Annotated in this window: 22 protein-coding genes; 5 read left to right on the top strand and 17 right to left on the bottom strand. The window is 41.5% G+C overall.

Features of this window, described 5'->3' with window-relative positions:
* Nucleotides 1-145: 145 nt before the first annotated feature.
* Complete coding sequence (locus J1899_RS10845; RefSeq protein WP_214478642.1) at nt 146-601, top strand: hypothetical protein; 456 nt, start codon at nt 146-148, stop codon at nt 599-601.
* A 2-nt stretch (nt 602-603) separates the two neighbouring features.
* On the top strand, nt 604-1,671 hold the full coding sequence (locus J1899_RS10840) for a hypothetical protein (RefSeq protein WP_066445960.1): 1,068 nt from the start codon (nt 604-606) through the stop codon (nt 1,669-1,671).
* Nucleotides 1,672-1,815: 144 nt separating this feature from the next.
* Here J1899_RS10840 and J1899_RS10835 read toward each other — a convergent pair whose 3' ends face one another.
* From J1899_RS10835 to J1899_RS10795, 9 genes are all read right to left on the bottom strand, one after another.
* Nucleotides 1,816-2,250, bottom strand: coding sequence for an NUDIX hydrolase (locus tag J1899_RS10835; RefSeq protein WP_214478641.1), 435 nt, complete (start codon nt 2,248-2,250; stop codon nt 1,816-1,818).
* A gap of 11 nt (nt 2,251-2,261) precedes the next feature.
* The gene (locus J1899_RS10830) at nt 2,262-3,131 is read right to left on the bottom strand and encodes a proline iminopeptidase-family hydrolase (protein WP_214478640.1); all 870 of its coding nucleotides are present in this window, start codon (nt 3,129-3,131) and stop codon (nt 2,262-2,264) included.
* Nucleotides 3,132-3,266: 135 nt separating this feature from the next.
* Complete coding sequence (locus tag J1899_RS10825) at nt 3,267-6,401, bottom strand: DEAD/DEAH box helicase (RefSeq protein WP_214478639.1); 3,135 nt, start codon at nt 6,399-6,401, stop codon at nt 3,267-3,269.
* A gap of 78 nt (nt 6,402-6,479) precedes the next feature.
* Nucleotides 6,480-7,250 (bottom strand): class I SAM-dependent DNA methyltransferase, encoded by a 771-nt coding sequence (locus tag J1899_RS10820; protein ID WP_214478638.1) that lies wholly within the window; start codon nt 7,248-7,250, stop codon nt 6,480-6,482.
* Nucleotides 7,251-7,264: 14 nt separating this feature from the next.
* Nucleotides 7,265-7,813 (bottom strand): cysteine hydrolase family protein, encoded by a 549-nt coding sequence (locus tag J1899_RS10815; RefSeq protein ID WP_214478637.1) that lies wholly within the window; start codon nt 7,811-7,813, stop codon nt 7,265-7,267.
* 199 nt (nt 7,814-8,012) lie between these two features.
* Nucleotides 8,013-8,486 carry a PaaI family thioesterase gene (locus J1899_RS10810; RefSeq protein WP_214478636.1) on the bottom strand — a complete coding sequence of 158 codons (474 nt, stop codon included), beginning with the start codon at nt 8,484-8,486 and terminating at the stop codon, nt 8,013-8,015.
* 112 nt (nt 8,487-8,598) lie between these two features.
* Nucleotides 8,599-9,648 carry an LLM class flavin-dependent oxidoreductase gene (locus J1899_RS10805; protein WP_214478812.1) on the bottom strand — a complete coding sequence of 350 codons (1,050 nt, stop codon included), beginning with the start codon at nt 9,646-9,648 and terminating at the stop codon, nt 8,599-8,601.
* 26 nt (nt 9,649-9,674) lie between these two features.
* Entirely contained in the window at nt 9,675-10,544 is an 870-nt protein-coding gene (locus tag J1899_RS10800; protein ID WP_214478635.1) for a pirin family protein, read from the bottom strand.
* 110 nt (nt 10,545-10,654) lie between these two features.
* On the bottom strand, nt 10,655-11,002 hold the full coding sequence (locus tag J1899_RS10795; protein ID WP_214478634.1) for a hypothetical protein: 348 nt from the start codon (nt 11,000-11,002) through the stop codon (nt 10,655-10,657).
* 75 nt (nt 11,003-11,077) lie between these two features.
* Between J1899_RS10795 and J1899_RS10790 the strand changes: the two genes are divergently transcribed.
* A complete protein-coding gene (locus J1899_RS10790; protein WP_214478633.1) occupies nt 11,078-11,992 on the top strand; it encodes a nuclease-related domain-containing protein in 915 nt (304 codons plus the stop codon).
* Nucleotides 11,993-12,449: 457 nt separating this feature from the next.
* Here the strand turns inward: J1899_RS10790 and J1899_RS10785 are convergent, their stop codons facing one another.
* From J1899_RS10785 to J1899_RS10755, 7 genes are all read right to left on the bottom strand, one after another.
* Nucleotides 12,450-12,647, bottom strand: a complete 198-nt coding sequence (locus tag J1899_RS10785) for a DUF2187 family protein (protein ID WP_066445992.1) — start codon at nt 12,645-12,647, stop codon at nt 12,450-12,452.
* 399 nt (nt 12,648-13,046) lie between these two features.
* Nucleotides 13,047-17,456, bottom strand: a complete 4,410-nt coding sequence (locus J1899_RS10780; RefSeq protein WP_214478632.1) for a coiled-coil domain-containing protein — start codon at nt 17,454-17,456, stop codon at nt 13,047-13,049.
* Nucleotides 17,440-18,180 carry a DUF6063 family protein gene (locus tag J1899_RS10775; RefSeq protein ID WP_214478631.1) on the bottom strand — a complete coding sequence of 247 codons (741 nt, stop codon included), beginning with the start codon at nt 18,178-18,180 and terminating at the stop codon, nt 17,440-17,442. Before J1899_RS10775 ends, J1899_RS10780 begins: the two co-directional genes overlap by 17 nt.
* Entirely contained in the window at nt 18,170-19,681 is a 1,512-nt protein-coding gene (locus tag J1899_RS10770) for a replicative DNA helicase (protein ID WP_214478630.1), read from the bottom strand. Before J1899_RS10770 ends, J1899_RS10775 begins: the two co-directional genes overlap by 11 nt.
* Nucleotides 19,672-20,688 (bottom strand): Wadjet anti-phage system protein JetD domain-containing protein, encoded by a 1,017-nt coding sequence (locus J1899_RS10765; RefSeq protein ID WP_214478629.1) that lies wholly within the window; start codon nt 20,686-20,688, stop codon nt 19,672-19,674. The genes J1899_RS10770 and J1899_RS10765 overlap by 10 nt, the downstream gene beginning before the upstream one ends.
* Nucleotides 20,689-20,814: 126 nt before the next feature.
* Nucleotides 20,815-21,669, bottom strand: a complete 855-nt coding sequence (locus tag J1899_RS10760) for an SDR family oxidoreductase (RefSeq protein ID WP_214478811.1) — start codon at nt 21,667-21,669, stop codon at nt 20,815-20,817.
* 29 nt (nt 21,670-21,698) lie between these two features.
* Nucleotides 21,699-22,229 carry an STM3941 family protein gene (locus tag J1899_RS10755; RefSeq protein WP_214478628.1) on the bottom strand — a complete coding sequence of 177 codons (531 nt, stop codon included), beginning with the start codon at nt 22,227-22,229 and terminating at the stop codon, nt 21,699-21,701.
* Between the two features lie 128 nt (nt 22,230-22,357).
* Between J1899_RS10755 and J1899_RS10750 the strand changes: the two genes are divergently transcribed.
* Together J1899_RS10750 and J1899_RS10745 are read left to right on the top strand one after the other, a co-directional pair.
* On the top strand, nt 22,358-22,798 hold the full coding sequence (locus J1899_RS10750) for an ASCH domain-containing protein (protein WP_214478627.1): 441 nt from the start codon (nt 22,358-22,360) through the stop codon (nt 22,796-22,798).
* 108 nt (nt 22,799-22,906) lie between these two features.
* Nucleotides 22,907-23,713, top strand: a complete 807-nt coding sequence (locus tag J1899_RS10745; protein WP_214478626.1) for a hypothetical protein — start codon at nt 22,907-22,909, stop codon at nt 23,711-23,713.
* Between the two features lie 659 nt (nt 23,714-24,372).
* On the opposite strand, the gene J1899_RS10740 is transcribed toward J1899_RS10745, so the two are convergent.
* Nucleotides 24,373-24,933 carry a DUF4256 domain-containing protein gene (locus tag J1899_RS10740; protein WP_214478625.1) on the bottom strand — a complete coding sequence of 187 codons (561 nt, stop codon included), beginning with the start codon at nt 24,931-24,933 and terminating at the stop codon, nt 24,373-24,375.
* Between the last annotated feature and the right edge of the window lies 1 nt (nt 24,934).

The raw sequence follows: 24,934 nt of genomic DNA, 5'->3' as shown, positions 1-24,934 counted from the left end.
GGTTTTGTCCCATATCAAACTGATGGCTTTTTTTATTTTTAGAATCACCTCAGTTGTATAATTTTTCTACTTTAAACCATCCTAAAAGGAAGTTAATACAATACTTTGCATTTTCCATAATGCTTAAATATGAGGTGATGATCCATTGACACTAATTTTTAGAATTTCAATTGTGCTTATATCTTGGTTTAGCATTATATTTCTCCCCAAATCCTCATTTCGCAAATACTTAACGGTTACATTATTTTCAGCTTGTGTTTTATTGGCAGAAACGATGATGGCTATAGGATTTAAATGGTGGAAGACGAAAGGTGGCGTAAAATATACGGTTTATAATGCTTTTTCCTTTATTTTTGGCCCTTTTTTTGCCATAAATATGTGGATCTTTCATTTTACGAACGGAAGATTTCTACTCTATACTTTCATTAATTTAATCATGGATTTAATATTTGCCTTTGGATTAAATATCTTCTTCCAAAACGTCGGAGCCTATAAACTTAAGAAATTTAAATCAAAGCATCTATTTTATACAGCATTTGCCTATTCTTTTATCAATTATGGCTTCCAGAAGCTCGTTGAAAAAGGAGATGTGAACTCCTAGTCATGAATTTCACACTTAAACACCCTGTGAAGCTATTTGATCAGACAGAACGGTATGGCCCCATTCATAACATTTTTGGGATTGGCGACCCCCATGTTACAAAAATCCAAAACCAATGGTGGATGTTTTTTGGCGGTTTCCAGTCTAATTTTAAAAATAATATTTTTTCTGCCTACCTTCCTGCTGGTGAAGGGCTTGATTGTAATGAGTGGAAAATCATGACGGATAAAGATAATCCTACGAAAGCAAAACCTTTAATTGCTAATTCCGCTAAGGGCAGCTGGGATTATTTTGGCTATCATACCCCTTGCTTTGTAAGCGGATTCGATGAAAAAGGCGGCAGAGTAGAGAGAGTTTATTATACTGGGAGGGCTTCAAAAAAAGTCCTTGATAATCAAGCTCCATATTCAATTGGTGTCATCGAAAAGAAAGAGGACAACTGGGTCCGTTATCCGCAGCCAATAATAACTGGTACTGCCGCCAGTCCAAATGTGCTTGAACCAAAAGTTCGTTATTATAATGGTTTATGGAGAATGTGGTATGTGACAACTGTTCAGGAAACGGGAAAAACCGGAGAACCCCGCTATACCATTCAATATATTGAAAGTCAAAACGGCTTAGAAGATTGGTCTGAGCCTATCTCTCTATTTAACGAGGATGAAAACTATTATGATGCCTCTGTTCATCAGACACCGTCCTCAGCTTTTGAAATGACGGTATGCCGCAGCACCAATTTATATGGAAGAACGCCATTTCCTCCGCAAGGGTTATGGCTGCTGGAAGGAAAGAAGCCAAATGGAGACCGAAACAACTGGTCATCTCATCCATATGAGCTGATTGAGTGTGAAGCTGGAGAAGAGTGGTATAAACACGGAATTGCCGCCCCCTGCGCCTATTATGGTGAAAACGAACATGACCGCAATACTCTGTACATATTTTTCACAGGAGTAAACGAACGCAGAAATTGGGCAGGTATTACTTTTACAAAACTAAAAGAAGGAAAATGGCCGCCGTTTCCTTCTCCATTCTATTTTTCAATCGGAAAGGTGGAATGTCATAAAATCGTTTAACGGAATTATGATGTTTGACACTCTTTGTTCATACTCTCGTCATATTTATCCTTTATTCTATAAATGTAGCTAGGACAAGCAATACCCTTTTCCTCCTTTTTAATAGGGACTGTATCCAATGATGGGTACAGTCCCTTTTGCTTTTTACTCTTCATGAAAAAAAGAGAGGTTAAATAGCGGATTTTTGAGCAAATTTTTCGCAATACGCTTCATATTTGCAGCGTTTCGCAGCATTCTTTCTTCTGTTTGGATAAGATCTGAGATTCGTATCCACTTTGCTTCTACTATATCTTCCTCTGTCATTCTTAGTGACTCTCCGCTATGTGAAGCAATAAATTGAAAAAGAATAACAGGATCGTTTGAATCACTTATGAATTGATATACACCTGTAGTACCTGTAATCGATACTTGCAGTCCCGTTTCTTCTCTCACTTCTCGGGTGGCTGCTGCAATAATATCTTCCCCATCTTCTAAACGGCCCGATGGAAAATTCCAGCCCTTCTTTTCTTCTCTTATAATTAGAACTTCTTCTTGTTCATTAAATATTGCGACACTCGCTACAAGTACATTTTTTCTCATCGATATGTGACTCAATCGTTTTGGTTAAGAAAATTAGAAATAACATTTACATACTGTTCAGGCTCTTCAATATACGGCATATGGGCACTTTTTTCGAAAACATGAAATGCCGAATTAGGAGTTAGCTCACTAAAGGATTGTGTTGACTGTGGTGTTGCCTCATCATAGCGGCCGCATGTATATAAAGATGGAATTTCGATTTCTTTCAGCTCCTGTGTACAATCGAAGCTTTTTAAGTTTCCAGTTACATGAAACTCAGAAGGACCCCACATCATATTGTATACTTCAGGACTTCTGTATTTTGCGCCTTCCTTTAAAAACGCAGGCATTGGATCCAATCTGCAGACAAACATTTTATTAAATTCAGCTGTTGCCTCTTTATATGCTTCTGAATCGGTTGTTCCGTTTGCTTCACATTCTTTTAAGATAGCTTGGACATCTTCCGGCAAAAGCTGGCGGTTTCGTTCCTGATCCTCTGCCCATAACGGGGCACTTAAGCATGGACTTGAAAAAATCACACTTTTTACGCCAGCTGGCTTTGTTAATAAATAGGCTGCCGCAAGAGTTGTTCCCCAAGAGTGTCCAAGAATATGTACTTCATCTAACTTTAGGGCTTCACGGACTTGCCCAAGCTCTTCTACAAAACGATCTATATGCCAAAGTGATTTGTCGTTTGGCCGCTCGGATTTTCCGCAGCCAAGCTGATCATAAAAAATCACTGGACGGTCCTTAGCGAGTATTTTCAGATCCTGCATAGAGTAATGAGACGAACCCGGTCCGCCATGCAGAATAATGACCGGTGTTCCGGTCCCCTCTCCCACATGCTTCTGATACCATACTTTACCGCCTGTTACATCAATCATTCCTTCTGTTGCATTCATTGTTACTCCTCCTTTTTTTGCTAGCTTAGTAAGTGTTTTTAAAGATTGTAATGAACACTAAACATGCTGACAGATATATGAAGATAAACGGCTTGCCCAGGAATTATAAAAAAACACCCCCAGGCAGCATGTCCTCTATTGTAATAGCTCTACAATATCCTCTTCCGTTAAACTGGCATCAAATGTTAATACTTCATCTATTAAGTCGCGCTTTTTCTCCTGAAGAAGATTGATTTTTTCCTCTACGGTGCCTCTTGAAATTAGTTTTATCACTTGCACATGGTGTTTTTGCCCCATTCTATGGGCGCGGTCTGCTGCTTGTTCTTCAACAGCTGGATTCCACCATAAATCATATAAAATAACAGTATCTGCACCTGTTAAATTAAGACCTGTTCCACCGGCTTTTAACGAAATCAGAAAGAGATCGCGTTCCCCCTCATTAAAACGCGTGCATAGTTCGACCCTTTCGGAAGAAGGTGTTTGTCCATCCAAATAGAAAAAATCCATCCCCAGCTTTGCAGCTTCCTGTCCAATTATGGCAAGCATTTTCGTAAATTGAGAGAAAATCAGTATCCTTCTGCCGGCATGCTGTGCTTCTTGAAGGATTTGGATCAATTGCTCCAGTTTAGCGGAGCCGCCCTTGTATCCGTCCACAAACAAGCCGGGATGACAGCAAATCTGCCGCAGCCTGGTGATGCCAGCGAGGATTTTGATGCGATTTTTCCTCAGTGTCTGTTTATCCAGATGCTTGAGCGTATCATGACGAAGCTTTGCCAAGTATGCAGCATAGAGCTTTTTCTGATCTGGAAGCAGTTCGGATGAATCGATCATTTCTATCTTCTCAGGCAGCTCCAAAAGCACATCTTTTTTTAGTCTGCGCAGCAAAAATGGCCGAATTCTTTTGGAGATTTTCTCCCGGGTTAAATGACTGTATTCTTTTATACCACCGAATAATTCCGGAAATACAACATGAAAAATCGACCACAGCTCTTCTAATGCATTTTCAACTGGTGTTCCTGTTAAAGCAAAGCGGCGATCAGCCTGAATCTTTTTAACTGCTTTGGCTGTCTGCGTTGTTGGATTTTTAAAAGCTTGTGCTTCGTCAAAGAAAACCGTATGAAATGATAACGACTCATAATTCCGACTATCTTTTAAAAGCAGCGGATATGAAGTAATCATAACATCTAATTCTGAAAATCGGCTTATCATCGCTTCCCGTTCTTTTTGTTCACCATCTATGACAGCAGCCTCTATTTCTGGCGCAAAATTCATAAGCTCATGCAGCCAATTATAAGTAACGGATGCAGGACAGATAATTAAGATCGGTTTCCTCTGTTCGCGCACTGCATCTAATTCAGAAAGAATAAAAGCAATGCTCTGCAGCGTTTTCCCGAGTCCCATATCATCCGCCAATATGCCGCCAAATCCGTATGCCGCCAGCGTTTTCATCCAGTAATAGCCAACTTTTTGATAGTCTCTTAAAATAGATTTTAACTGATCAGGAACAGGATATGTGGCCTCATTAGGATTTTGCAGCTTTTCTAAAAAGCCTTTTAGTGACTCTTCCATTGTAAAGAGCTGTCCGTTCTCATCCGTTTCAAGTACCTGCAACCCTTTCGAAACAGGCATTTGGTAGAGGCTCTCTTCTTCATTGACCTGACTCGGAACCATTTGCAGGAACCGCTGAATTTCCTCAAACTCTTTTGATTCCAGCGAAAGCAGCGATCCATTGCGGAGCCGATAATATTTGCGCTTTTCCTCAAGCGCTTGAAGCAGCTCGCGTATATGATGATCCGAAACACCGTCAAGTTCAAACTTAAATTCAAGCCAATTCGTTCGTTCTCTTTTAAAAGCAACCCGAAAACGCGGTTTAGGATTTTCTCTAAAAATCCGATTGCGCACAGCCGTTGTCGCATACACATGTACAAGCTTTTGCAGCTTTGGCAGCAGGTGATATAAAAATTGATACTCAAGTCCTTCATTTTGCAGCATATAGCCGCCATCACTTTTCGCAAACTGACCTTCTTCCATGAGCTCTAGGATCTGATTTTCCTTTTGCACATCTCGCACAATTCTTACCCCAGGAGGAGGCTCGCGATTTTCAAGCGGTTGAATAACAATTTGTTCGTAATGAAACTCTAGACCCGCCAATAAGCGGTTATTGATTCGATCCAGATACAGTTTCGCCTGCAGCGGAGTCCGCATAATATCAGCTGGTATATGAACAATTCCGATCTTCCGAAGTCCTGGAACAACCTGCTTTATAAAAAAGTCGAGCTGATCTTTTGTGATCGGGATTTCATTTGCAGAGGATTGCTTTAGCATTTTATCCAGCTCATATAGCTGCTGGAATTGATCTTTCGGCAGCATAAACATGATGCTGTCAATGAGCATCGCAGAATACCGATGAAAAAGAAGAGCGTTCTGCAGTCCTTGAACATGCATAACATATTGTCCAGCTTGAGCACCATCTTTTAGTGTAAAATGAAGCGGCGGCGTTTGCTCAGATACCTGCAATGGAAATTGGGAAAATTTGATCGGAATGTTTCCTGTATATTCTTTCAAATGAGACCATAAAGAAGCAGAAATGATTAATTCACCGTTATCCTCTTCTTGAAACATGCTCTCATCGATAATCATTTGATAGAGCAGTTCGAAAAAGCGATCCACATCTGGATGAAAGCAGTGCTCATTAGGATCATAGGTAAATTGCAAAGACAGCACACAAGTTTGCCGCTTTTTTACCGCTTTAATAAACGCTCGAATATTTTGTATTCTAATGGATTGTATGCTGATTGATAGTGACAGCAAATGATCATTGCTGCCGATTTCTTTTATCTCGCATAAAAACTCTGCATTTAGCATCATCCGATTTTCAAAATGACGCTGCTGACTGCTTGCTGGCAAAGACTTTTTCTGAAAAAGACTAAGCAAACCATCAGTTAAATCGCTTTTACCGCCCTTTGGTGCTATTGGCGATATCCCCTGTCGCTGGATTTCGTGGATTGCAAGCATCACAGCTGCCACATGCTGGCAGTCCTTTGTATAGGAGGCAAGCTTTGGACATGTACATTCTGCTTGCAGTTCACCGCTCACATCACTTTTTAATTTAATGTAAAAAGGCTCCGCTCCATCCACGGTCGCTTCACATTGCTTCTGATCATAACTTTCAAAACTGACTTTATTGGCACGAAAAAAAGCATCCCCTCTTTTATAGGAGATGGTTCCGCACCGTTCCTTGATCATTTTATGTGTGATTGCCTTCTCCATTAACATTGCCCCCCTTCCGCTGTTCTTTAGATTTATTTATTGTAGCATAAAAGGAGGACAAGTGTTTGGGTTAACCATCTATGAATTCTTTTTCCGGCAGACATAAATGCTTTCATAGCTATCGGTCGTTATTTCGGATTCCTGCCAATCGCTGTAATGATGGAGAATTTCAAATCCATTTGAACGGAGAAGTCTTTCCATTTCTTTTGGAAATACATATCTTAATTGAATTCCAGTTATTTTTTCATTTATGATCGTGCCGTCTTGATTTTTATATTTTCTGATTGTGGTATAATGCTGGATTTGACTTAATGAGTCATATTGGCTGATGGTATAGACGTCGACTGTTACCTGTTCATTATCTTTATACGATCTCCAATATTCTTCCGTACTTGGCTGCAGCAGCTCTTCCTCACTGGGAAATCGAGTGCCAAAAATCAAAATTCCATCATCATGTAAATGTTTGTGCACAGAAGTAAGAAATCGATCCTGTTCCTCGTTTGAATGGAAATGCTGAAATGAATTGCCTACACAATAAATAAAACGGCTCTTAATCTGTAGATCTAATACTGTGCAATCCTGTTCTCGCCAGTCAATTCGCACTCCATGCTGACCTGACTTTTGTTTTGCTTGAGTCAGCATGCCATTATGGATATCCACACCAACTAAATGGTAACCTCTTTTTGCTAATGGGATAGTAAGCCGTCCAGTCCCACAGGCTAAATCGACTATTATGCTTTGCTGTTTTTCTGCCCACTTTAAAAGAAAAGGAAGCTCTGGTAGATGAGCCTCATTCTCCTGATCATACAAAATGGGATCATCGTATTCTTCAAAATGATTGATAGCCATTTTCCTCCTAATAACTAGTTAAGCGTCTTTTGCAGAGAATTGTACTCCTCCACATACTCTTCAAAATCAAGAACTTCAATAACCTCAGACCAATGAAGCACCGTTCCGACAAAATCACGGATATCCAGTCCCTTCATTTCATATGTATCTTCATTGTTCGTCGTCCCGGTCGCATCCTCGATAAACGTCACCTTATACCCGCGGTCAAACGCCGAAATCGCCGTAAACATACAGCAAAACTCCGTACTAAAACCAACGATAAAGACATGATCTACCCCTAACTCTTCTAAAAGCTGTGGAAGATTCGTTTTGAAAAATGAACTCTGCGTTGTCTTCTCTACCACATGTTCTGCATAATCCTTTAGAGATGGGTGCAGGTGAGATCCTTCTGAATCCTTATATAAAGGGCTCTCCTCCACTTGATCCAAATGCCGGATAAAAATGACCGGCTGCCCGCTTGCTTTAAAATCCTGAATCACCTTTTCCATACGGGCAAGCTCACTTGAAAACTCTCCAGCTTCAACAATCGCGTTTTGAACATCAATGACTAGTAGTGCTTGCATGTTGGGTTTCCTCCTTTTTTTCTATAAGTTCTATTTTTTTGTAGAAAATCCTTCTGTTTTTATAGGAAGACATATAAACGATGTAAGATACATGATTCTTGTAATTACATTAATCACATAACTTATAGCTTGGCATATTATTTATCTATTAATGAAAAAACGTATAATCAAAAAGAGCAAATAAATAACGATTGGAATGTTATTTTTGCAAAAATGTATCTGGCATCACCACCGCAATGACTTCCCCTTTGACACATAAAATAGAGTCTGCGAACACTTCAACGGTCACTCTCCACTTTTTAGGGTGAATCGCTTCTACATCACCTACCGCTTTTAATTCTACATGTTGCGGAGTTGGTTTCATAAAATCGACATGAAGGGAAGCGGTTACAAAGCGAGGCGGTTCTTTTCCGTCACCTGGTTCATGCCCATTTTGTCGGTGTAGTGCCAATGCAGCAGACCCTGTGCCATGACAATCAATCAATGATGCTATTGCTCCGCCATAAACAAAACCAGGAACCGCCATATGTTCACTTTTCGGCTGAAAAATGGTGACTGTCTTCTCCCCTTCCCATCTTGTTTTAAACTGGTGACCCTTTTCATTTAACTTTCCACATCCATAGCACCAGGAATAATCATCTGAATATACATCTTGTACAGCTATTTTTGTCATTCAAGACACCTCCAGTTTTACCTAATTATACGACAATTTAGTAAATTAAGAAAATGTGTAAAAAAGCACTCAATCATTTATCAACGACTGAGTGCCTTATGGTTTTTCTCGTTTACTGTTCCTGCTCCCACTTCTCTACTTCACTTTTTACAATTGGAGCGACTTCTTTTCCTAAAAGCTCGATTGCCCGCATCACTTGATCGTGTGGCATGGTTCCAACTGGGACATGGAGCATAAAACGTGTGATGCCTACATTTTTTCGGAGATGGATGATTTTTTTCGCAACTGTTTCGGAATCACCCACATATAATGCACCTTCAAAGCTTCTAGCATTATCGAAAGTAGCTTTTGTATATGGTGCCCACCCGCGTTCACGGCCAAGTTTGCTCATCGCCTGCTGTGTGGATGGGAAAAATTGCTCTGCAGCAAGTTCTGTTGTGTCAGCAATAAATCCATGTGAATGGGAAGCAACCGTTAACTTCGATCCATCGTGTCCAGCATGTGCTGCTGCCTTTTTGTATAGCTCAACAAGCGGAGCAAACTGGACAGGCTGTCCACCGATAATGGCGAGTACAAGCGGCAGACCGAGCAGACCCGCCCGAACGACAGACTCAGAGTTGCCTCCGCTGCCGATCCAGACAGGAAGTGGATCCTGAACTGGACGAGGGTATACCCCACGGTTGTTGATGGCAGGGCGATGTCCACCTTGCCATGTCACTTTTTCAGACGCACGGATTTTTAAAAGCAATTCTAACTTTTGATCAAATAACTCATCATAATCCTGCAGATCATAACCAAACAACGGGAAAGATTCGATAAATGATCCGCGACCGGCCATAATTTCTGCTCGGCCATTTGAAATGGCGTCAACTGTTGCAAAATCCTGAAAAACACGTACAGGATCTGCAGACGAAAGCACAGTTACAGCGCTTGTTAGGCGAATTTGTTTCGTTCTTGCAGCAGCTGCGGCTAAAATAATGGCAGGAGATGAAGCAGCATAATCTTCACGATGATGCTCACCGACTCCAAATACATCTAAGCCAACCTCATCGGCTAAGACGATTTCTTCCACTACCTCTTGAATTCGCTGGGCATGGCTAATCGTCTCCCCTGTATGTGGGTCTGGCGTTGTTTCTACGAAAGTACTGATTCCAATTTCCATCATTTCCTCCTATAATAAACACAAATTTACTTTGCTGGCGGTCCAAATAATCCATTATGATAATCGCGATATGCCTGCTTGATTTCATCCATTGAATTCATCACAAACGGACCATAAGGAACAATTTCTTCTTTTATAGGCTTTCCGGAGTATACAAGAAGTCTTGTTCTCCTGCTGTTTGCCTTGATTTTTATTTCACTTTTATTTTCATCAGTTCCTGCCTCATTGAACGTTAACGTTGCGACTCCATGCTTTTTCAAGTTTACATTAGAGGATCCAATGGTTAAATCTCCTGATAAAACATAGACAAAGGCATTATGTGTTTCAGGCAGCAGATGCGTGTATGTCGCCCCATTTTCTAAGTTGATTTCCGACAATGTGATGGGCACAACGCTGTTTAGCGGCCCTTGCACACCGGCAATATTACCGGAAAACACTTTCACATAGCCGCCTTCAAATGATGCTGTTGGAGCGTCTTCACGGTATATATTTTGATAGGTGGTTGGCGTTTTCCTTTGATCTTTCGGCAGGTTCAGCCATAGCTGCAGTGTATGGGCAATGTCTTCCCCAACCGCTTCTTCCGCATGACGCGCAGCCCAGCCAGCATTCATATATTGCACATCACCAGGTTCTAAAATATCTCGGCCCCCGGCATTATCAATATGCTCAAGCCTGCCATCCACCACATATGTAACCGTCTGAAATCCCCGGTGCGGATGATCCGAAAACGTTCCGCGCTTGAACCAGTCCTCTGCCATCAAAATAAATGGATCAAAATCCTTCCATCGGTCAACAGGCAAAATCCAGCCTTTTTGAACAGATGGAAACTGTGCTTCTTCATATTTTACAGACCAATGATCTTTAATATCTCTTTCAAACACTTGCTGATTCGCCATCAGGGACACACCTTTCTGCTAGTTTAAGGTATAATCAAATTACAGCATATCTGTATGCGTAATAGCAAGGCTAGTGCTCAAGTCCCAATGAATGAACAAAAAAGAGAACCTTACTCTGAAGGATCCCCGTTTTCTCCGTTATTTAAAAGCATAAGCCCCTTGTTAATCGTGTACAGCCTCCCATGAATCAGGTAAAGCTCCTCACGCCCTTGAATATATTCCTCAATTACTTGAAATCCCTTTTTTAACCTTTTGACCAAATAATACGAATACTTCCCATCCCACTCGAATCGATTGATTCTCTTTAGCTCATCGGAAAGAACCCTCAGCTTAAAATCCTCAATAAGCAATTTTATATGAAAAATCCCTTCATCTTGTTTGTGTTTTTCCTGTACCAGCAGAATAAAATCCCGAACCTGATCTGCCAGCATATTCGCCTTTTGCATCTGAATGTCCATCTGTCTCGCCCCTCATCTCTTTTATAGATGTATATGTGAGGAGGAGGTAAAAAATTTATAGATAGGATGTTTTAAATGAACTTAAAATTGTTAAATGAACCAAAAGAACTGAGAATACACCAGCATTTGAACAGCCGTATGGAGCTTAGTGAAAAAGAGATTCAGCAGTATAGGAATTTGGAAAAAGGTTATGAGGGGGAGGTTGTTTTTTCAGAGTTATTAGAGCCGCTTGGTGAAAATGGCACTCTTCTATTTGACTTGTTACTGGAGCAAAATCAAACGCTCTTTCAGATTGATGCATCCCTTTTGTTGAACAATGAGGTCTATTTGTTTGAAGTAAAAAACTATTGTGGCGACTTTTATATGGATGGGGAGATCCTGCGAACAATATCAGGGAATGAAGTGAAGAGTCCGATTATACAAGTAAAGAGGTCTGAGTCCTTAATGCGGCGGTTACTTTCTGATATGGGAGGTTCTGCGGTAAAGCTCCATTATTACATCGTTTTTGTAAACCCCGAATTCACCCTATATCAGGCACCGCCTAGTTTAAAGGCTATTTTTCCGACACAGATTAATCGGTTTATCGGCAAATTGAAGTCACAGCCAGCACAGATTTCGACCAAACAAGAAAAACTCGCCGAGAAACTGATGGAGAGGCATATTGACAATTCGCCATATAGGAGGTTACCAGAATATGATTATGGTAAACTAGGGAAGGGGGTTGTTTGTTTGGGGCGCGGGTCTTTAGAAACTGTAATTAATCATAGAAATCAAGTGAAATGTATAAAATGTGGGAAGACTGAAAACCACGATGAATCTATACTGCGGAGTATTGATGAGTATATGCTTCTGTTTCCGAATGAATTGGTAACAACTTCTACAATATTAGATTGGTGCTCAATCTTTTCAATAAAGGCTATTAGAAGAGTATTGAATAAGTATTTTACTGTAGTTAGATCTGGGAAGCCTACTACCTATAAAAAGGATTGATTTCGGTTTCTCATCGGAGCCGCATCTTTAGTGCCCTTCAGCTCTTATTTCCTCTTCTGACGGGCACTTTGCATCACCTTTAGTGCCCGCCAGCTCTTATTTCCTCTTCTGACGGGCACTTTGCATTACCTTTAGTGCCCGCCAGCTCTTATTTCCTCTTCTGACGGGCACTTTGCATTACCTTTAGTGCCCGCCAGCTCTTATTTCCTCTTCTGACGGGCACTTTGCATCACCTTTAACGCCCGTCAATTCTGATTTTCCCTCATGACGGGCATTTTCTCACACCATTAATGCCCGCCAGCACAGGTATCCTCACATTACGGGCACTTTCCCACACCTTTTGCCCGTCACCATTTCACATGACGGGCACTATAATATATTTCCTCTTCCCAAAATCAACGATATCTCGTCCAATGGAGTCAAGTTCAATTCACATCTTAATAAATCAGTAAAATAATTAAATCAACTTATAATTCCGATGATTCACCACAGTCATCAGCGGTTCATCCTTCTTTTCATTCAAACCATATTCAATTATCACTGAATTTTCCCGAAGAACGACTACTTTGCCTTTTTGTCCTTTGGCTTCTCCTTTATTCACTTGCACCCAGTCACCTATATTTGCTGTCTTTACGCTACTTTTCTGTTCTTCCATCTGAGAGCCTCCAACTATTATGTTTATTTTATTTTATTTTGTTTGTTTTGTTTCCTTAGTATGACCATCGATTTTCGCATTGATACCTGTTGCTCCATCCACCGAACCAGTACAAATCAGCTTAGCCTCACTTCGATAGAACAGATTCCCACCATTAAAATGATGCTTAGCCACGCCAAGTGTCAATCGGGCAAAGTACACCTTGCCAACAGATTGCCTTCACATAAACAACGCTTAGCCACACCAAATGTCAATCAGGCAAAGCACACCATACAATCAGTTCCCCACCAGATAAACAATGCATAACCACACCTTTCCTTTACCCCAAAAAAGAACCTGCTTGCATCAAAAAATAATAAAAACCGAGCCACTAAGAGCGGCTCGGATGCCACATTCAACTTAAAACAGTTCCAATTGCTCCACCTCACCAAGCCTTTCCAAAGCCTGTGGTTCATGGTCTTGAAAGTAGGCATGATGAAGCTGCTTTACTGCTGTCATGATTTGTTTGTTGGTATCAGCAGCTTTGCGCAGGCGGCAGCTGTAGATAACAGGAAAGTAATTCCGCAAAAATTTGCCTTCAGCATGAGCGGTTAAGGTAATCATTTGAAAGCCAAGCTGCTCTGCGATGAAAAAGACCGGGTTCAGAACATGGTCGCTTGATGCTTTGCCGAAGGGGTTATCTAAAATGACAACACGATTTCTTTTCATACTTGGGTCCAAGTGTTTCTGCTTTTCGGCTACATAATTGAGCAAGCCTAAAAAGAGTGTCATGTTCTTGCTCCATTTTTCTCCGCCCGACCATACATTGGTTTGTTCCCATGAGTAGGATCTGGTCGTGACTTCATTGTCGTTTGTCACTTTACGGCAGGAGACTTTCATCATTTCATTGTTCATCACCACTCGTAGCAGCTGTTTGGACTGCAGCCAAGTTTCTATTTCTTTGCGGACCTTGCCGTGATCTTCGTTACCATCTGAAGTTCTAAAGCGATCAGAGTCCAGCTGCGATACAATCCATTCAATATGGCTGCGGATCCGCGATTTCCCGTCTTCTTCGGACCAATCTGGAATGACAAATTTATAAATTTCCTTCCATTTGTCGGCGACCTTTACTTTTGTTTTATTCGGGATTAGTCTTAGTTCACCGGCCACCGTGTGCAGGTGATTGCTAATTCGAGTCACGAATTGTTCTAAGTCTCGGTCATAGCCCATAATCGTTGTTTCATTATAGTGAATCGCTGTCTGAATCCGTTTTTGCATGTTCGTTTGGAATTCCATAATTTCTTTATAGGTCCTTTTATTGTCGACCCCTTGCCGGGCCATTTCACGCATTTTTACATCGGTAATTTGATCTTTGCAAAATGCTTTAAAGAGCTCTTTTGCTTGATCCAGCTTTGCTCTTTCTTTTGTTACTTTATCTTTACCATCCTGCAGCTGCTTCGTTGCTTTTTTCACGATTGCCTTGTGTTCGTAGGCAAAATCTCTGATTTCTTCCTGTGTTAACACAGCTGCTTGAATCGATGGACCTTTAAAATGATGTGCCTCTTCAAAACGATCTAGCTCATGAAACGCATTTTTAACAGCCTCATATTCACTTGCAAACCTTTCTTCTTCTTGATCGAGATATCGCTGCTTTTCATACAGCTGTCTTTTTTCTGCGGCTAAAAGAGCCTCGATTTCAGTCACTTCTCCTTCAAACTCCAGCCATTCATCGCCAGGAAAGTCATTCACGAATTGCTCCTTCGCGATGTCAACGGCTTTTTCCTGTTTCAAAAAGCTCTCGCGGCAGGCAGCAGCTCGTCCCTCAGCAGCTTTGACAGCTTTATCACTTTCTTTCATTTCTTCTCGATAATGCTTCAATCGCTCTTTTCCGTTTGGCACAAAGGAAACCTCTTCCTGAACTGGACCATGTTCTTGCAGAAGTTCTTCAATTGCATCAGTAAAACGGTCTTTTTCTTTCTGAGCAAAATCCAGTTTTAATCGCAGCTCTTGCTGGGAACTCGATAATTCTCGGCTCGCAAAAATCAGTTCCTGCCGCTCGTTCAGGAGGACAGCTTTTATTTTACTAGTGTACAAAGCTTGAAGCCCTTTTACTTCTTTATATATTTCATCATCCAGAATCGACAGGTAGTGGTAATGCTCAGCGATTCTTTTTTCCTCCAGCTCTTGCAGTTGATCTTTCCAGCGATCCTGGGTCTTTTCCTTGCTTTGAATTTCTTGCTTCAGCTCATTGATCTGCTGTTCGTATTCCTTTTGTGTCTTGCTGATTTCATGGCTGTCTTTTTCTAAACGAAGATATTCATATCCATCACTCAGCCTGGTTTGCAGTCCGTTATATTCTCCCTCAAGGTTGCCGACCTTCGATTGAATGGCATCCATTTTGTCTTTGTTATCAGCCATTTGTGTGTGAAGCTCCTTCTGCAGAGCTTTTAATGCTTGAAGGGCTTCTGTTGATTTCGAAACCTGTTCTTTCTTTTCTTGATAAAAGGGATAAGGATATGTTTGTAAAAAGGCTGATAATTTCTCGGCTGCCTGACTCCATAATGATCGTTTTGCTTCGGCCTCTTTGCGAGCTACCGTGGCCACGTCAGCATTTTCTTTCATTGACTGTTTCCAGTCCTGAAAATGAGCGATTTCTTCATTTTCCGTCCAGTGCGCCGGGACAATGGCCTCCGAATAGATGGTTTCGCCCAGTACAATTGCCCGCGCTTGCTCAAAAGAAAGAACCTCAATGGGAAATTGCAGCTTGCTCCGAATGTGAGCGACTTTTTGCCGCAATGCAGCTGTTTCACTTTCTGTTGTAATCAATGTGTTTGGCCAAAGCGGGTATTTCTTTGCATATTCCTTATTTACGGGCTCTAAATTTTGAATATACATGATCCCGGTTTCAAGCAGATGAAATTGATTTTTCCATCCCTGCAGCTGTTTTTCCAAATAGGGATCTGCGAAAAAGAGGTCTTGTTCTCCGTAATCATCCATCAGCCTTAAAGCTAAACGCTCTTTATATAAGCATTGATCCACCTCGGCATTGATATTGTGCAAGTAATCATGCAGTTTTTGTGTAATTGAATCTTGCTTTAAATAAACGGAATCAATCGTCGCCCAAGGCACTTGAAGCCCGCCTAGCACGGCTTTTACTTTGTTGTGTTCTTCATCCATATAAACGATTTCAGTTTGTAATTGTGTCTGAAGCTTTTCCTGTTTTTCTTTTTCTTGTCTGCTTTCTTCCAGTTGATTTTCTAGTTCTGTATAAGCTAGTGCGAGCTGTTTGTTATCGTTTTTCAGCTGAACAATTTCTTCATCAAGCGAGACGAGACGTTTTTCCCATGCAGAAATGTTTTCTTTAATATTTTCCTGTTCAGGATGAACCAGCAGCTTTTTCAGCAGTTTTCTCATGCTTTCCTGAAGAGCTTCCCATTTGCCTTTTTGGGTATGATAACTGTCGTTAAGAGCATTCAGTTTTTCATGTTCTGCTTTTAGCTCCTGAGCAAATTTAGCTATTTTCTCTTCAATTGGCCGTTTTTCGTACTGAATTTCTGCTTTTCGACGATCGCTTTCTTCCATTTCATTTAAAAATAGCCCGAGCAGCTCTCGCTGATTTTGAAGGATGCGCTCTTCTAACTCTTGTACTTCCTCCGCTTCATTTAAGCTGTCCAGCTGTTCCCGCAAAGATTGGATTTGATCTTCTTCTTGTTTACAAGCCAATTTTAACTCAGCAAACTTCAACGCGATGTATTGATTGCTTGCTTGTTCATATTGATCTTTTTCTTCGTTCAGCTCCTGGTTTAAATGGTGCAACTGATCCTGTAAACCTGCCAGGATCCTACCAGCTTTTTCAATCTGCAAGGAGCGATCTTTTTTCAAATGAAGCCGCTCTTCTTCTCGCCAATTTTCCTTTTTTCTCTTCACATCATTCAGCGACTGCTCATATTGGGTTTCTTTTTCTAAAATGAGGTGTAACACCGCTTTGGCGTGCTGCTTCTTTTGCTCATAGGCTTTCCATTCGGCATCAACACGAGCAAAACGGCTGACATAATCGTTCAACTGAGCTTCAATTGCTTTGTTTTCTTCGATTTGCTGCTTCAATTCTTTATAGAGCTTAAAGCTCGTACGCTGCTTTTCAAATGTATCGGCGAAGCTGTTTTCTTCGTGGCCGGCAATCGCACTTTCAACCGTTGGCACAAGAAGCCGGTCGAACAGCTGATTCGTTTGGCGGCAATCGTCAAAAAAAGCTTCGACACCGCCTTCTGTACTATTAATTTTGACGATGCTTTCCCATTCATTTGCGATGATATGATACTGCTCTTCCAGATGCTCCTGGTAGGCTTTAATGGTTGGAAAGGTCCGGGCATTCATGTATTGCTGTGTCATATACTGATAATAATCAGCGATTTCGCCGCGGTCACTTGGACGGTTTGAATTTTTTTTGACAAAAGGCACTCCTTCAATGCTGTTTTGATCACCTGTCATATAGGGATACACATAGCGATAAGAGCTTAAGCCGTCTTTTGTTAAAAATAGACTGACACAGGTAAGCAGATATCTCCGGGGGTTTTCCGATAGAATCCATTCAATGGCGATATGTGCCGGGTAGTTATCAAGCTGCAGCGTTTGTTTGATTTTCCGATCAGATAAATTGGTATGCGGAATGATGGCCTGCAGGGCGGTCTGAATAAAAACGGTCTTACCGCCGCCGTTTTCCAGCAAAATCGCGCCATTGTAACCGTCAAAACGGAAAATTTCATCATTATAGCGTTTTAGCCCATCTTCATAAACTACGTTTGTAAACCGGATTTTACTGATGGATGGCATCGTGATCCTCCTCCCATTGATAAATAAATTCTAAGATCCCTTTGTTGTATTCGACCTCCATGAAGAAGCGCTGCACAATTGTTTTTGCTTTTTCCGTTAAAATCAGTTCGTTGTTGCCGATCTCCTCCAGCAGCTCCTGATCGATGACAAACCTTTTGGCTGTATCCATAAAACTGAGGCGGCTGATCGTATTGCCGCTTTGCTTTTTCGCTGATTCTTTAATGTCGTTCATATCGTCCCATTTATCAATGATTTGTTTCCAGTTGTAGGAAAACTCTTTTTCGTGCTGCAGCAGCTTCTCTTCATCATGCTCCATCAACATCAGAATGCGATCATTCACAAGCAATGTCCAATCGTCAAGCCGGATAAATTCTCTTGTAGGCTCAAGTGTTTGATAGCTATCATAAAAACTGCCGAATAAAACAATGACAGTAAAATAAAGCAAATAAATGTCTGCATTTGTTGCGCCGGATTTTAAGTAGGTTCTTTTGAGAAAATCATTGTTGACATGAAAAGGAGATAATTTCGTCTCTGGAATCATACACATTTGATCTCCCGCCAAAATGATGACACAATCCACATGATGTGCAAAGCGATCAATCAGTCCGCGCACGCTATCATCGGCTTTATACAAGGCCATTTGCTCTGCACCTGCACGCCCGTCGCGCGAAAGCAGTGAATAGATTTCAAAAGCCAGCATGACTTTGCCCTCACTATAAGTCATCTTCAGGTTCCTCCTCTATGTGAATATCCATGTTTTGAATGGAAAATCGTTCTGTTACGTGCAAAATATCTCCGCGCTCTTTTACCGTCAGGGATCGATGGCCTAACAGTGCGATCGCTTCATCAAATGTATGTGTCTGCTCTTCTTCTTCTGTTTTTGTGATTCCAGGAATGATTGGAGAACGCTGATGGAGAACGACCCAGAAATCATAAAAGAAACGCTGGGAGACAAGATTTGCATCTTTTTTGCGTATGTATTGAATGATTTCCGCGAGACTACTGCAGCCTTCCTCCGCCGCCAATAAGAATTGCTTCATGCAATAAGCATAATTTTGTTTGAGAGTGATTTGGTCGTGCTTCTCTTGTTCTGCACCCAACTCCATAAAACTATAATCGGGTCTTTCTTCGCGATCTTCCCGGATATTTTGCTGAGCAAAGATCGTAAGCGGTGACCATGCTTGATGTTGATCTAATCGCAAAAAGGGATGAAGAAGCCCCTTCATGGCTTCCAGTGGCAGAGGTGTTCCAAAGACGCGAGCGTTGATGTCCTGCTCGAAGTTAAACGCATCAATTCCGGTATAGTAAAGAGATTCCTGAGCAGCCTTTAGCGTATGATTTTTTAATTCAATGCTCTGATCCAAGAGCTTGGAATGCTCATAATGAACCTCCTCAAGCTGATTGGTCAGCTGAATGACATAGCCATATGTTTTTTGCTCTTTTTGGTGAAAATCCTGCTCAAACAAACGCTCTTTTGTCTCCTTTACAAATTCCCGAAGCTCTCTAAATTCTTCATTTTCCCGTGCCAATCTGGCATGAATATCCTCGAGCAGCTGTTTATAGCGTTCAAACGTTTCTTCTGAAACAATACTACGCTGAATTTCATGGCGCAGCTTGATCATCCGCTCGTTTAAGGTTTCCACATCAATGCGCATTTCGTTGATTTGCCGCAGTGCTCCTTTAAATTCCCCTTTTTCCAGCTGTTTGCGAAGCATGAGCTGATTGATGGATAATTGAAATTCACTGTAAAATTCCTTAGTGGCAAAAATCAATTCCAGTCCATCGTCGTCCAAGGTGTAATATTGGGTGTTTGTTTTTGAATCAAAGGTATTGGCTTTTAATAACGAATAAGACAGCTCTTCTTCCGCAAAGCTCTCCCAGTTATAAAAAGAGTAGGCTCTCTTTTTTCCGTGGGCCGGCCGGAACGTTTCAATGATTAAACTGGCGATGATTTCATATGAATTTTGCTCTAACACATATAGCCCGCTCGACATTTTTTGTAAAAAAACAGCTAATTCCCGCTTTCCGCTCTTATGATTGCGAATGATCTTTTGTTCAAAAAAGAATAAAAGCGACAGCAGACCCAAGCCTTTTAAATCGATATGATCCCCTTTTTTGTCTTTGGTTTTCTTGCGGTCCAGCTCGTATAAAGGGTCGAAAAGAGCCAATCTCCGCATCCGCTCCTTATATCCGCTCGTAATGTCTGTAAACGAGTTTAGCTCCATCTTGTTTGCCTCCAAATGGTTTGCAGCTCTTCTGTCTTCAGCACTTCTTGCGGAAAATAACAGCCCGAATCCAAAAGAGAATGCAGCTGCTCTCTCTGTTCTTTTTTTAAAAAGGCAGAAAAGGCTGCGACTGCCTCCTCATCCAAACGCTGATTCGTTTTACCTTGAAGATGCTCTTTTGCCAGACATGCTTCGTAAAATGGCATGGCGGGTTCCGCATCGACTTTTGACTGCAGGCGGTGCCAAATAAAAATCCCTGAGCGGTCAAGGTCCCCAAAATAATAAAAACGATGCTTAGCCCCTTCTAATGGCAGCTGCCGCTCAAATTGGTCCATGCTATTCAGGATCTTATTGCCGCACCCGTAAATTAAAGTGGTAAAAGAGGTATGCGGCAGTGCAACCAAGAGCCCCTGATAGGTCGTTTTATTCTCCACAATTAAATGCTTATGTTCCTCTTGCATGAACATTTTTGGATTCAGAGCAAACATAAGCGGATCTGAAACGGGGATCACTTTCATAGAATCCCATAACCCAACTCTTTCCAACAGCTCTTTTCCCTGTTTATCTGTGATCCATTTTTCGTCTCCAACCAATTCCACGCTGCGCTCAGGCGCTGGCACCTCATAGATTGGCAGACCAAAAGATTCTAGGTATTGATGAATGGATAGTAGAAAGGGCAGATCCATATTCCATTGTGCAGGCTGCAGACGATAATAAGAATCTAATGAAATGGAAGGATGCAGCTTTAGCCGATACGTTTTCAGCTGCTCATGATAATCCTTTTTTAAGTGAATGGTATGTATTCGGTAGGAGAATGCTAATGAAGGCGTCCTGCTATTTCTCCCTTTCGCCTTCACCATTTCCAATATTCCTTCGTTTTCTAGCAGTAGAACCTGCTCAGCAAACTGTTCATATGTCAATCCACTAGGAACCCATCTTTCCAACTCCTCGACGACAATCGTCTTCTTGGAATAAGACAGCAGCTCCTTGGTGATCCATTCTTTCATTTTCAAACACCTCTATTACAACAGCTTTTGCATCTATTTTACTAGATTTGGAGGGAGAAGTCAGTATGGGGATGGGGGCAAGGCAAAAAATAAAACCAGCTGCATCCACATAGCTGGTTTTTTTCCTTACCTATTTGTTCTACTCAACCCAACCTCGCCCTCACTCCACCTCCAAAACCGCTCTACCAATTCATCGTCTTTTGCTGTTTTAGCAATAGAAGCTTCTTTTTCATTGTAAAAATAGTGACCGTTTGTTTTCTCAACAGTCGGGCTGGTGGCAAGGAAAATGGCCGTTTTCGCACCTTCCTCAGCTGTTCTGAAAAACGGGACAAGCAGTTTTATAATGTTTTTTCCAAATCCGGTTGTTCGATCCACGCCAAGATTTGTTGCAACGGCACCAGGGTGCAGGCTGTTGACTGTTACGTTTGTACCTTCAAGACGCTGTGCCAATCCGCGTGTAAACAAAACATTCGCAAGCTTTGAACGTCCATATCCTACAACGACATTGTAGCCCTTTTTAAAATATGGATCTTCAAAGTCCATCTTGCCCCATTTATGTGCGCCAGAAGAAACAACGACGATTCTGCCTTTTGCTGCTGCCTTCAAGTGATCAAGCAGTAAATTCGTTAACAGGAAATGACCAAGGTGATTGACGCCAAGCATCGCTTCAAAACCATCCTCTGTTTCCTGCCGTTTTAAAGAAACCACACCAGCGTTATTTATTAAAATATCCAATTTGGGGTATTTGCTTTTAAACTCATCACAAAATTGGCGAATATTTGATAGAGAGCTTAAATCGCATAGCATTAACTCGATATCCTCAGAGCCGCTAGCTTTTTGGGCCTCATGAAGTGCCTGTTCTCCCTTTTCTGGATTTCTGCACACCATAATGACATGGATATTCTGTTTGGCAAGTGCAATCGTTGTTGCTAAACCCATGCCAGAATTGGCGCCAGTGACAATCGCTATTTTTTTCAAAATACATTCCCTCTTCTCTTATTTGTGCATTTTTAACCATTTCCACCTTTGGAATGCTGATAAACTTTACAACCTTTTTGCTGCAAAGCATCAATCAATGCCTGACTGTCAGCAATCGTATACCTCATCAATTCAACAGCTGGGTATCCTTGTTTGCGATTATTGATTAAGTTCATCTTTCTCATTCCAGCATAGCTTTCAATAAACTTTTCTTCATTATGTAGAACAATGCCAATCATCTTATTCAACTGTCTTTTATAAATCATCACGCCATCAATGTTTTCAAAGCCAATAAACCCGTAGCCTGGATTAATATGAACCGTTATTCCTTGCTCATTTAAAGTGATCGCGGGCCGTTTTTGCCGTGCTTTTCTCGTTAAAAGTAATAATAAAGAGGTTGCCAAAAAGAAAACACATAAAATAATTGTAAGTGTACGAGAAAATGTGGACATTTGATCTCCTGCTGCTGTAAAAATCAATAATGTGATGATCCCAGCTATGCCAGTAAGAATGCCGATGATCAGCACTTCAGTATATTTGCTGTAAAAATATTTATTTTCCATGTTCAAACCTCTCCTTTTATATCAATAGTTTAACAGAAACATTGAATTATAGATTGGAATTTGTCAGAAAAGATTGCCTTTTTTTCTATTTTTCCTCCATAATAAAGAAATCATTGGAGGTATTTAATATGAAGAAAACAGATGTATTTTGGAATGAATACTGCAGCTTGCATCAGCTTGAGAATGTCACTTATAAAGATGCTTTTCAATTTGGTGCAGAGCCCGATTGTCTGGCAGATTTAGTTGTGGAGGGCAAGAAGACAGCTACAACCTCAGGTCATGTTTTTTATGAACTTGAAAACGAGCCTCTGCCACAAGCAGGCGAATACTCAATTGTTTTAAATAGCAGCGACGAGCCTGTCGCGATTATTAAAATTGATTCCGTTGAGGTGCTGCCAATGGACGAAGTGTCTGAAGAATTTGCCTTAGCTGAAGGTGAAGGGGATTATGGATTTTGGTGGGAAGCGCATGAGAACTTTTTTAAAAATGAATTAAAAACATATAATCTCGAATTTACACCAAATATGGTAGTCGTTTGTGAGCGTTTTACAAAAGTTTTCTCAAAATAACCTTTCAGAAAAAGCGTTTTCGGCCTAAAACCGAAACCGTTTTTTATTATTCCCCTGTCTCTTTTCACTCTATTTTTGTAAATAGATTGTGAAAGGGTGTGTAAAGGGATGAGTTTAAAATCTGGCAGTATTGAACAATTTAAGCGGTTTTCACAATTTAAAGATATACATGAATATAATGTTCACTTAGAAATGTGGCTGGCGGTGGCGAAAGAGAAGTTTACGAGAAGCGAGCTTGTTGGATTGAAGCGCCTTACCCGCTTCGCTGCAAAGGTGCCTGGAATAGCAAACGCGAAGATCGCGACCATGTTAAAAGCAATTCACGAAGAATTCGAGGGCAACGGCATATCTCGCTCCACCTTTAAACGAATGATCCAAAAAGCAATCGAAATCGGCATTCTTACCGTCAACGAAACAGAACGGAAAAATGGCTCACAATCAAGTAACTTATACATCTTTCAGCGTTTTGCCAGCCCTGAACCACCCAAAAGAGAAAAAATTAACCACCCTCAAACTAGTAATCTTTCTAAAACTACTACTAAATATAAAAAATGTAACGAACCGCTGCTCGACCATACCTATACAAGTGACAAAGTGCCAAAACCATTTGTTGAACTCGTAAAAATTTACTTTTCCGATGCAAAAAGTATTGAAGAGTTTTGGCGAATGACATTAATCGCTGCTTATCGCAATAACCGCGAGAACGAGAAGGAAGTTGTCCTGGAAATGGCCATTCTAGCCTTTAAACAAATGATACGCAAACTGAAAATGGGCAACATTTCGAAACCCATCGCTTATTATTATGGAATCCTAATCAAAAAATGGGAGCAGCAATATTTTGAGGGCTTATATGAGATGGGCTTCCCTGCAGAATCGAATACAGAGTTGGCTTTTTATATTGGGTGGATGGATTGATTGTGATGCTTGAGGGAGCTGATGGGCACTTTGGATGCTCGTATGTTCCCGCCAACACGCTTTTTCCGAGCTGAGGGGCACTTTGGGCGCTTGTATGTTCCCGCCAACACGCTTTTTTCAAGCTGATGGGCACTTTGCACGCTCGTATGTTCCCGCCAACTCTCTTTTTCCGAGCTGACGGGCACTTTGGGCGCTCGTATGTTCCCTTCACCTCTCTTTTTTCGGGCTGACGGGCACTTTGGGCGCTTGTATGTTCCCGCCAACACGCTTTTTTCAAGCTGAAGGGCACTTTGGGCGCTTGTATGTTCCCGCCAACACGCTTTTTTCAAGCTGAAGGGCACTTTGCATCCACGTATGTTCCCGCCAACTCTCTTTTTCCGAGCTGAGGGGCACTTTGGGCGCTCGTATGTTCCCTTCACCTCTCTTTTTCGGTCTGACGGGCACTTTGCACGCTCGTATATTCCCGCCAACTCTCTTTTTCCGGTCTGACGGGCACTTTGACAGCTCCTTTGTTCCCACCACCACGCTTTTTTCAAGCCGACGGGCACTCCGAACGTTCCTTTGTTCCCGCCACCACGCTTCTTCCAAACCAAAGGGCACTTCCACCAAGCCTAACTCCCCATCACCGCTCTTTTCCCCACTTAAATCACACCCATCTATCACACTCTCAACAACCCACGAAACCCGCGCGCTGCATAGTAGGAGGATGCCCCATTGTGATACAGAAACACTTGCCCAAAGCGATAGTCACAAAATAAGGCTCCGCCAAGTGAACGGACCTCTTCAGGTGTCTGCACCCAGCTTGATGTTTTCTTGTCAAACTCCCCAAGTTTCTGCAGTGCGCGATACTCTTCCTCCGTTAACATTTCAATTCCCATTTCAGCTGCCACATCAATGGCGTTGTTTTCTGGCTTATTCGCTTTTCTTGATTCTAATGCTTCTCGATCATAACAATAACTTCTGCGGCCTTTAGGACTTTCTTCTGAGCAGTCATAGAAGATAAACTCGCCTCCCTGCTCGTCATATTCAACCACATCCGGTGCGCCGCCTGTCCTTTCCATTTCGTTCAGTGACCAAAGTTTTTCAGGCTGTGCTTCCAATCTCGCTAGGACATTCTCCCATTTAAGGTCTTGATGGCGATGCATATTATTCTCAAACCGCGCTTTCAATGTTTGCAGTAATTCTACACGTTGTTCATTTAACAGCTTTTCCATGTTCATT

Source organism: Cytobacillus gottheilii (genome assembly GCF_018582665.1).
Taxonomy (GTDB): Bacteria; Bacillota; Bacilli; order Bacillales; family Cytobacillaceae; genus Cytobacillus; species Cytobacillus gottheilii.
The sequence above is the reverse complement of the archived record's forward strand: the minus strand, read 5'-3'. Positions and strand labels throughout refer to the sequence as shown.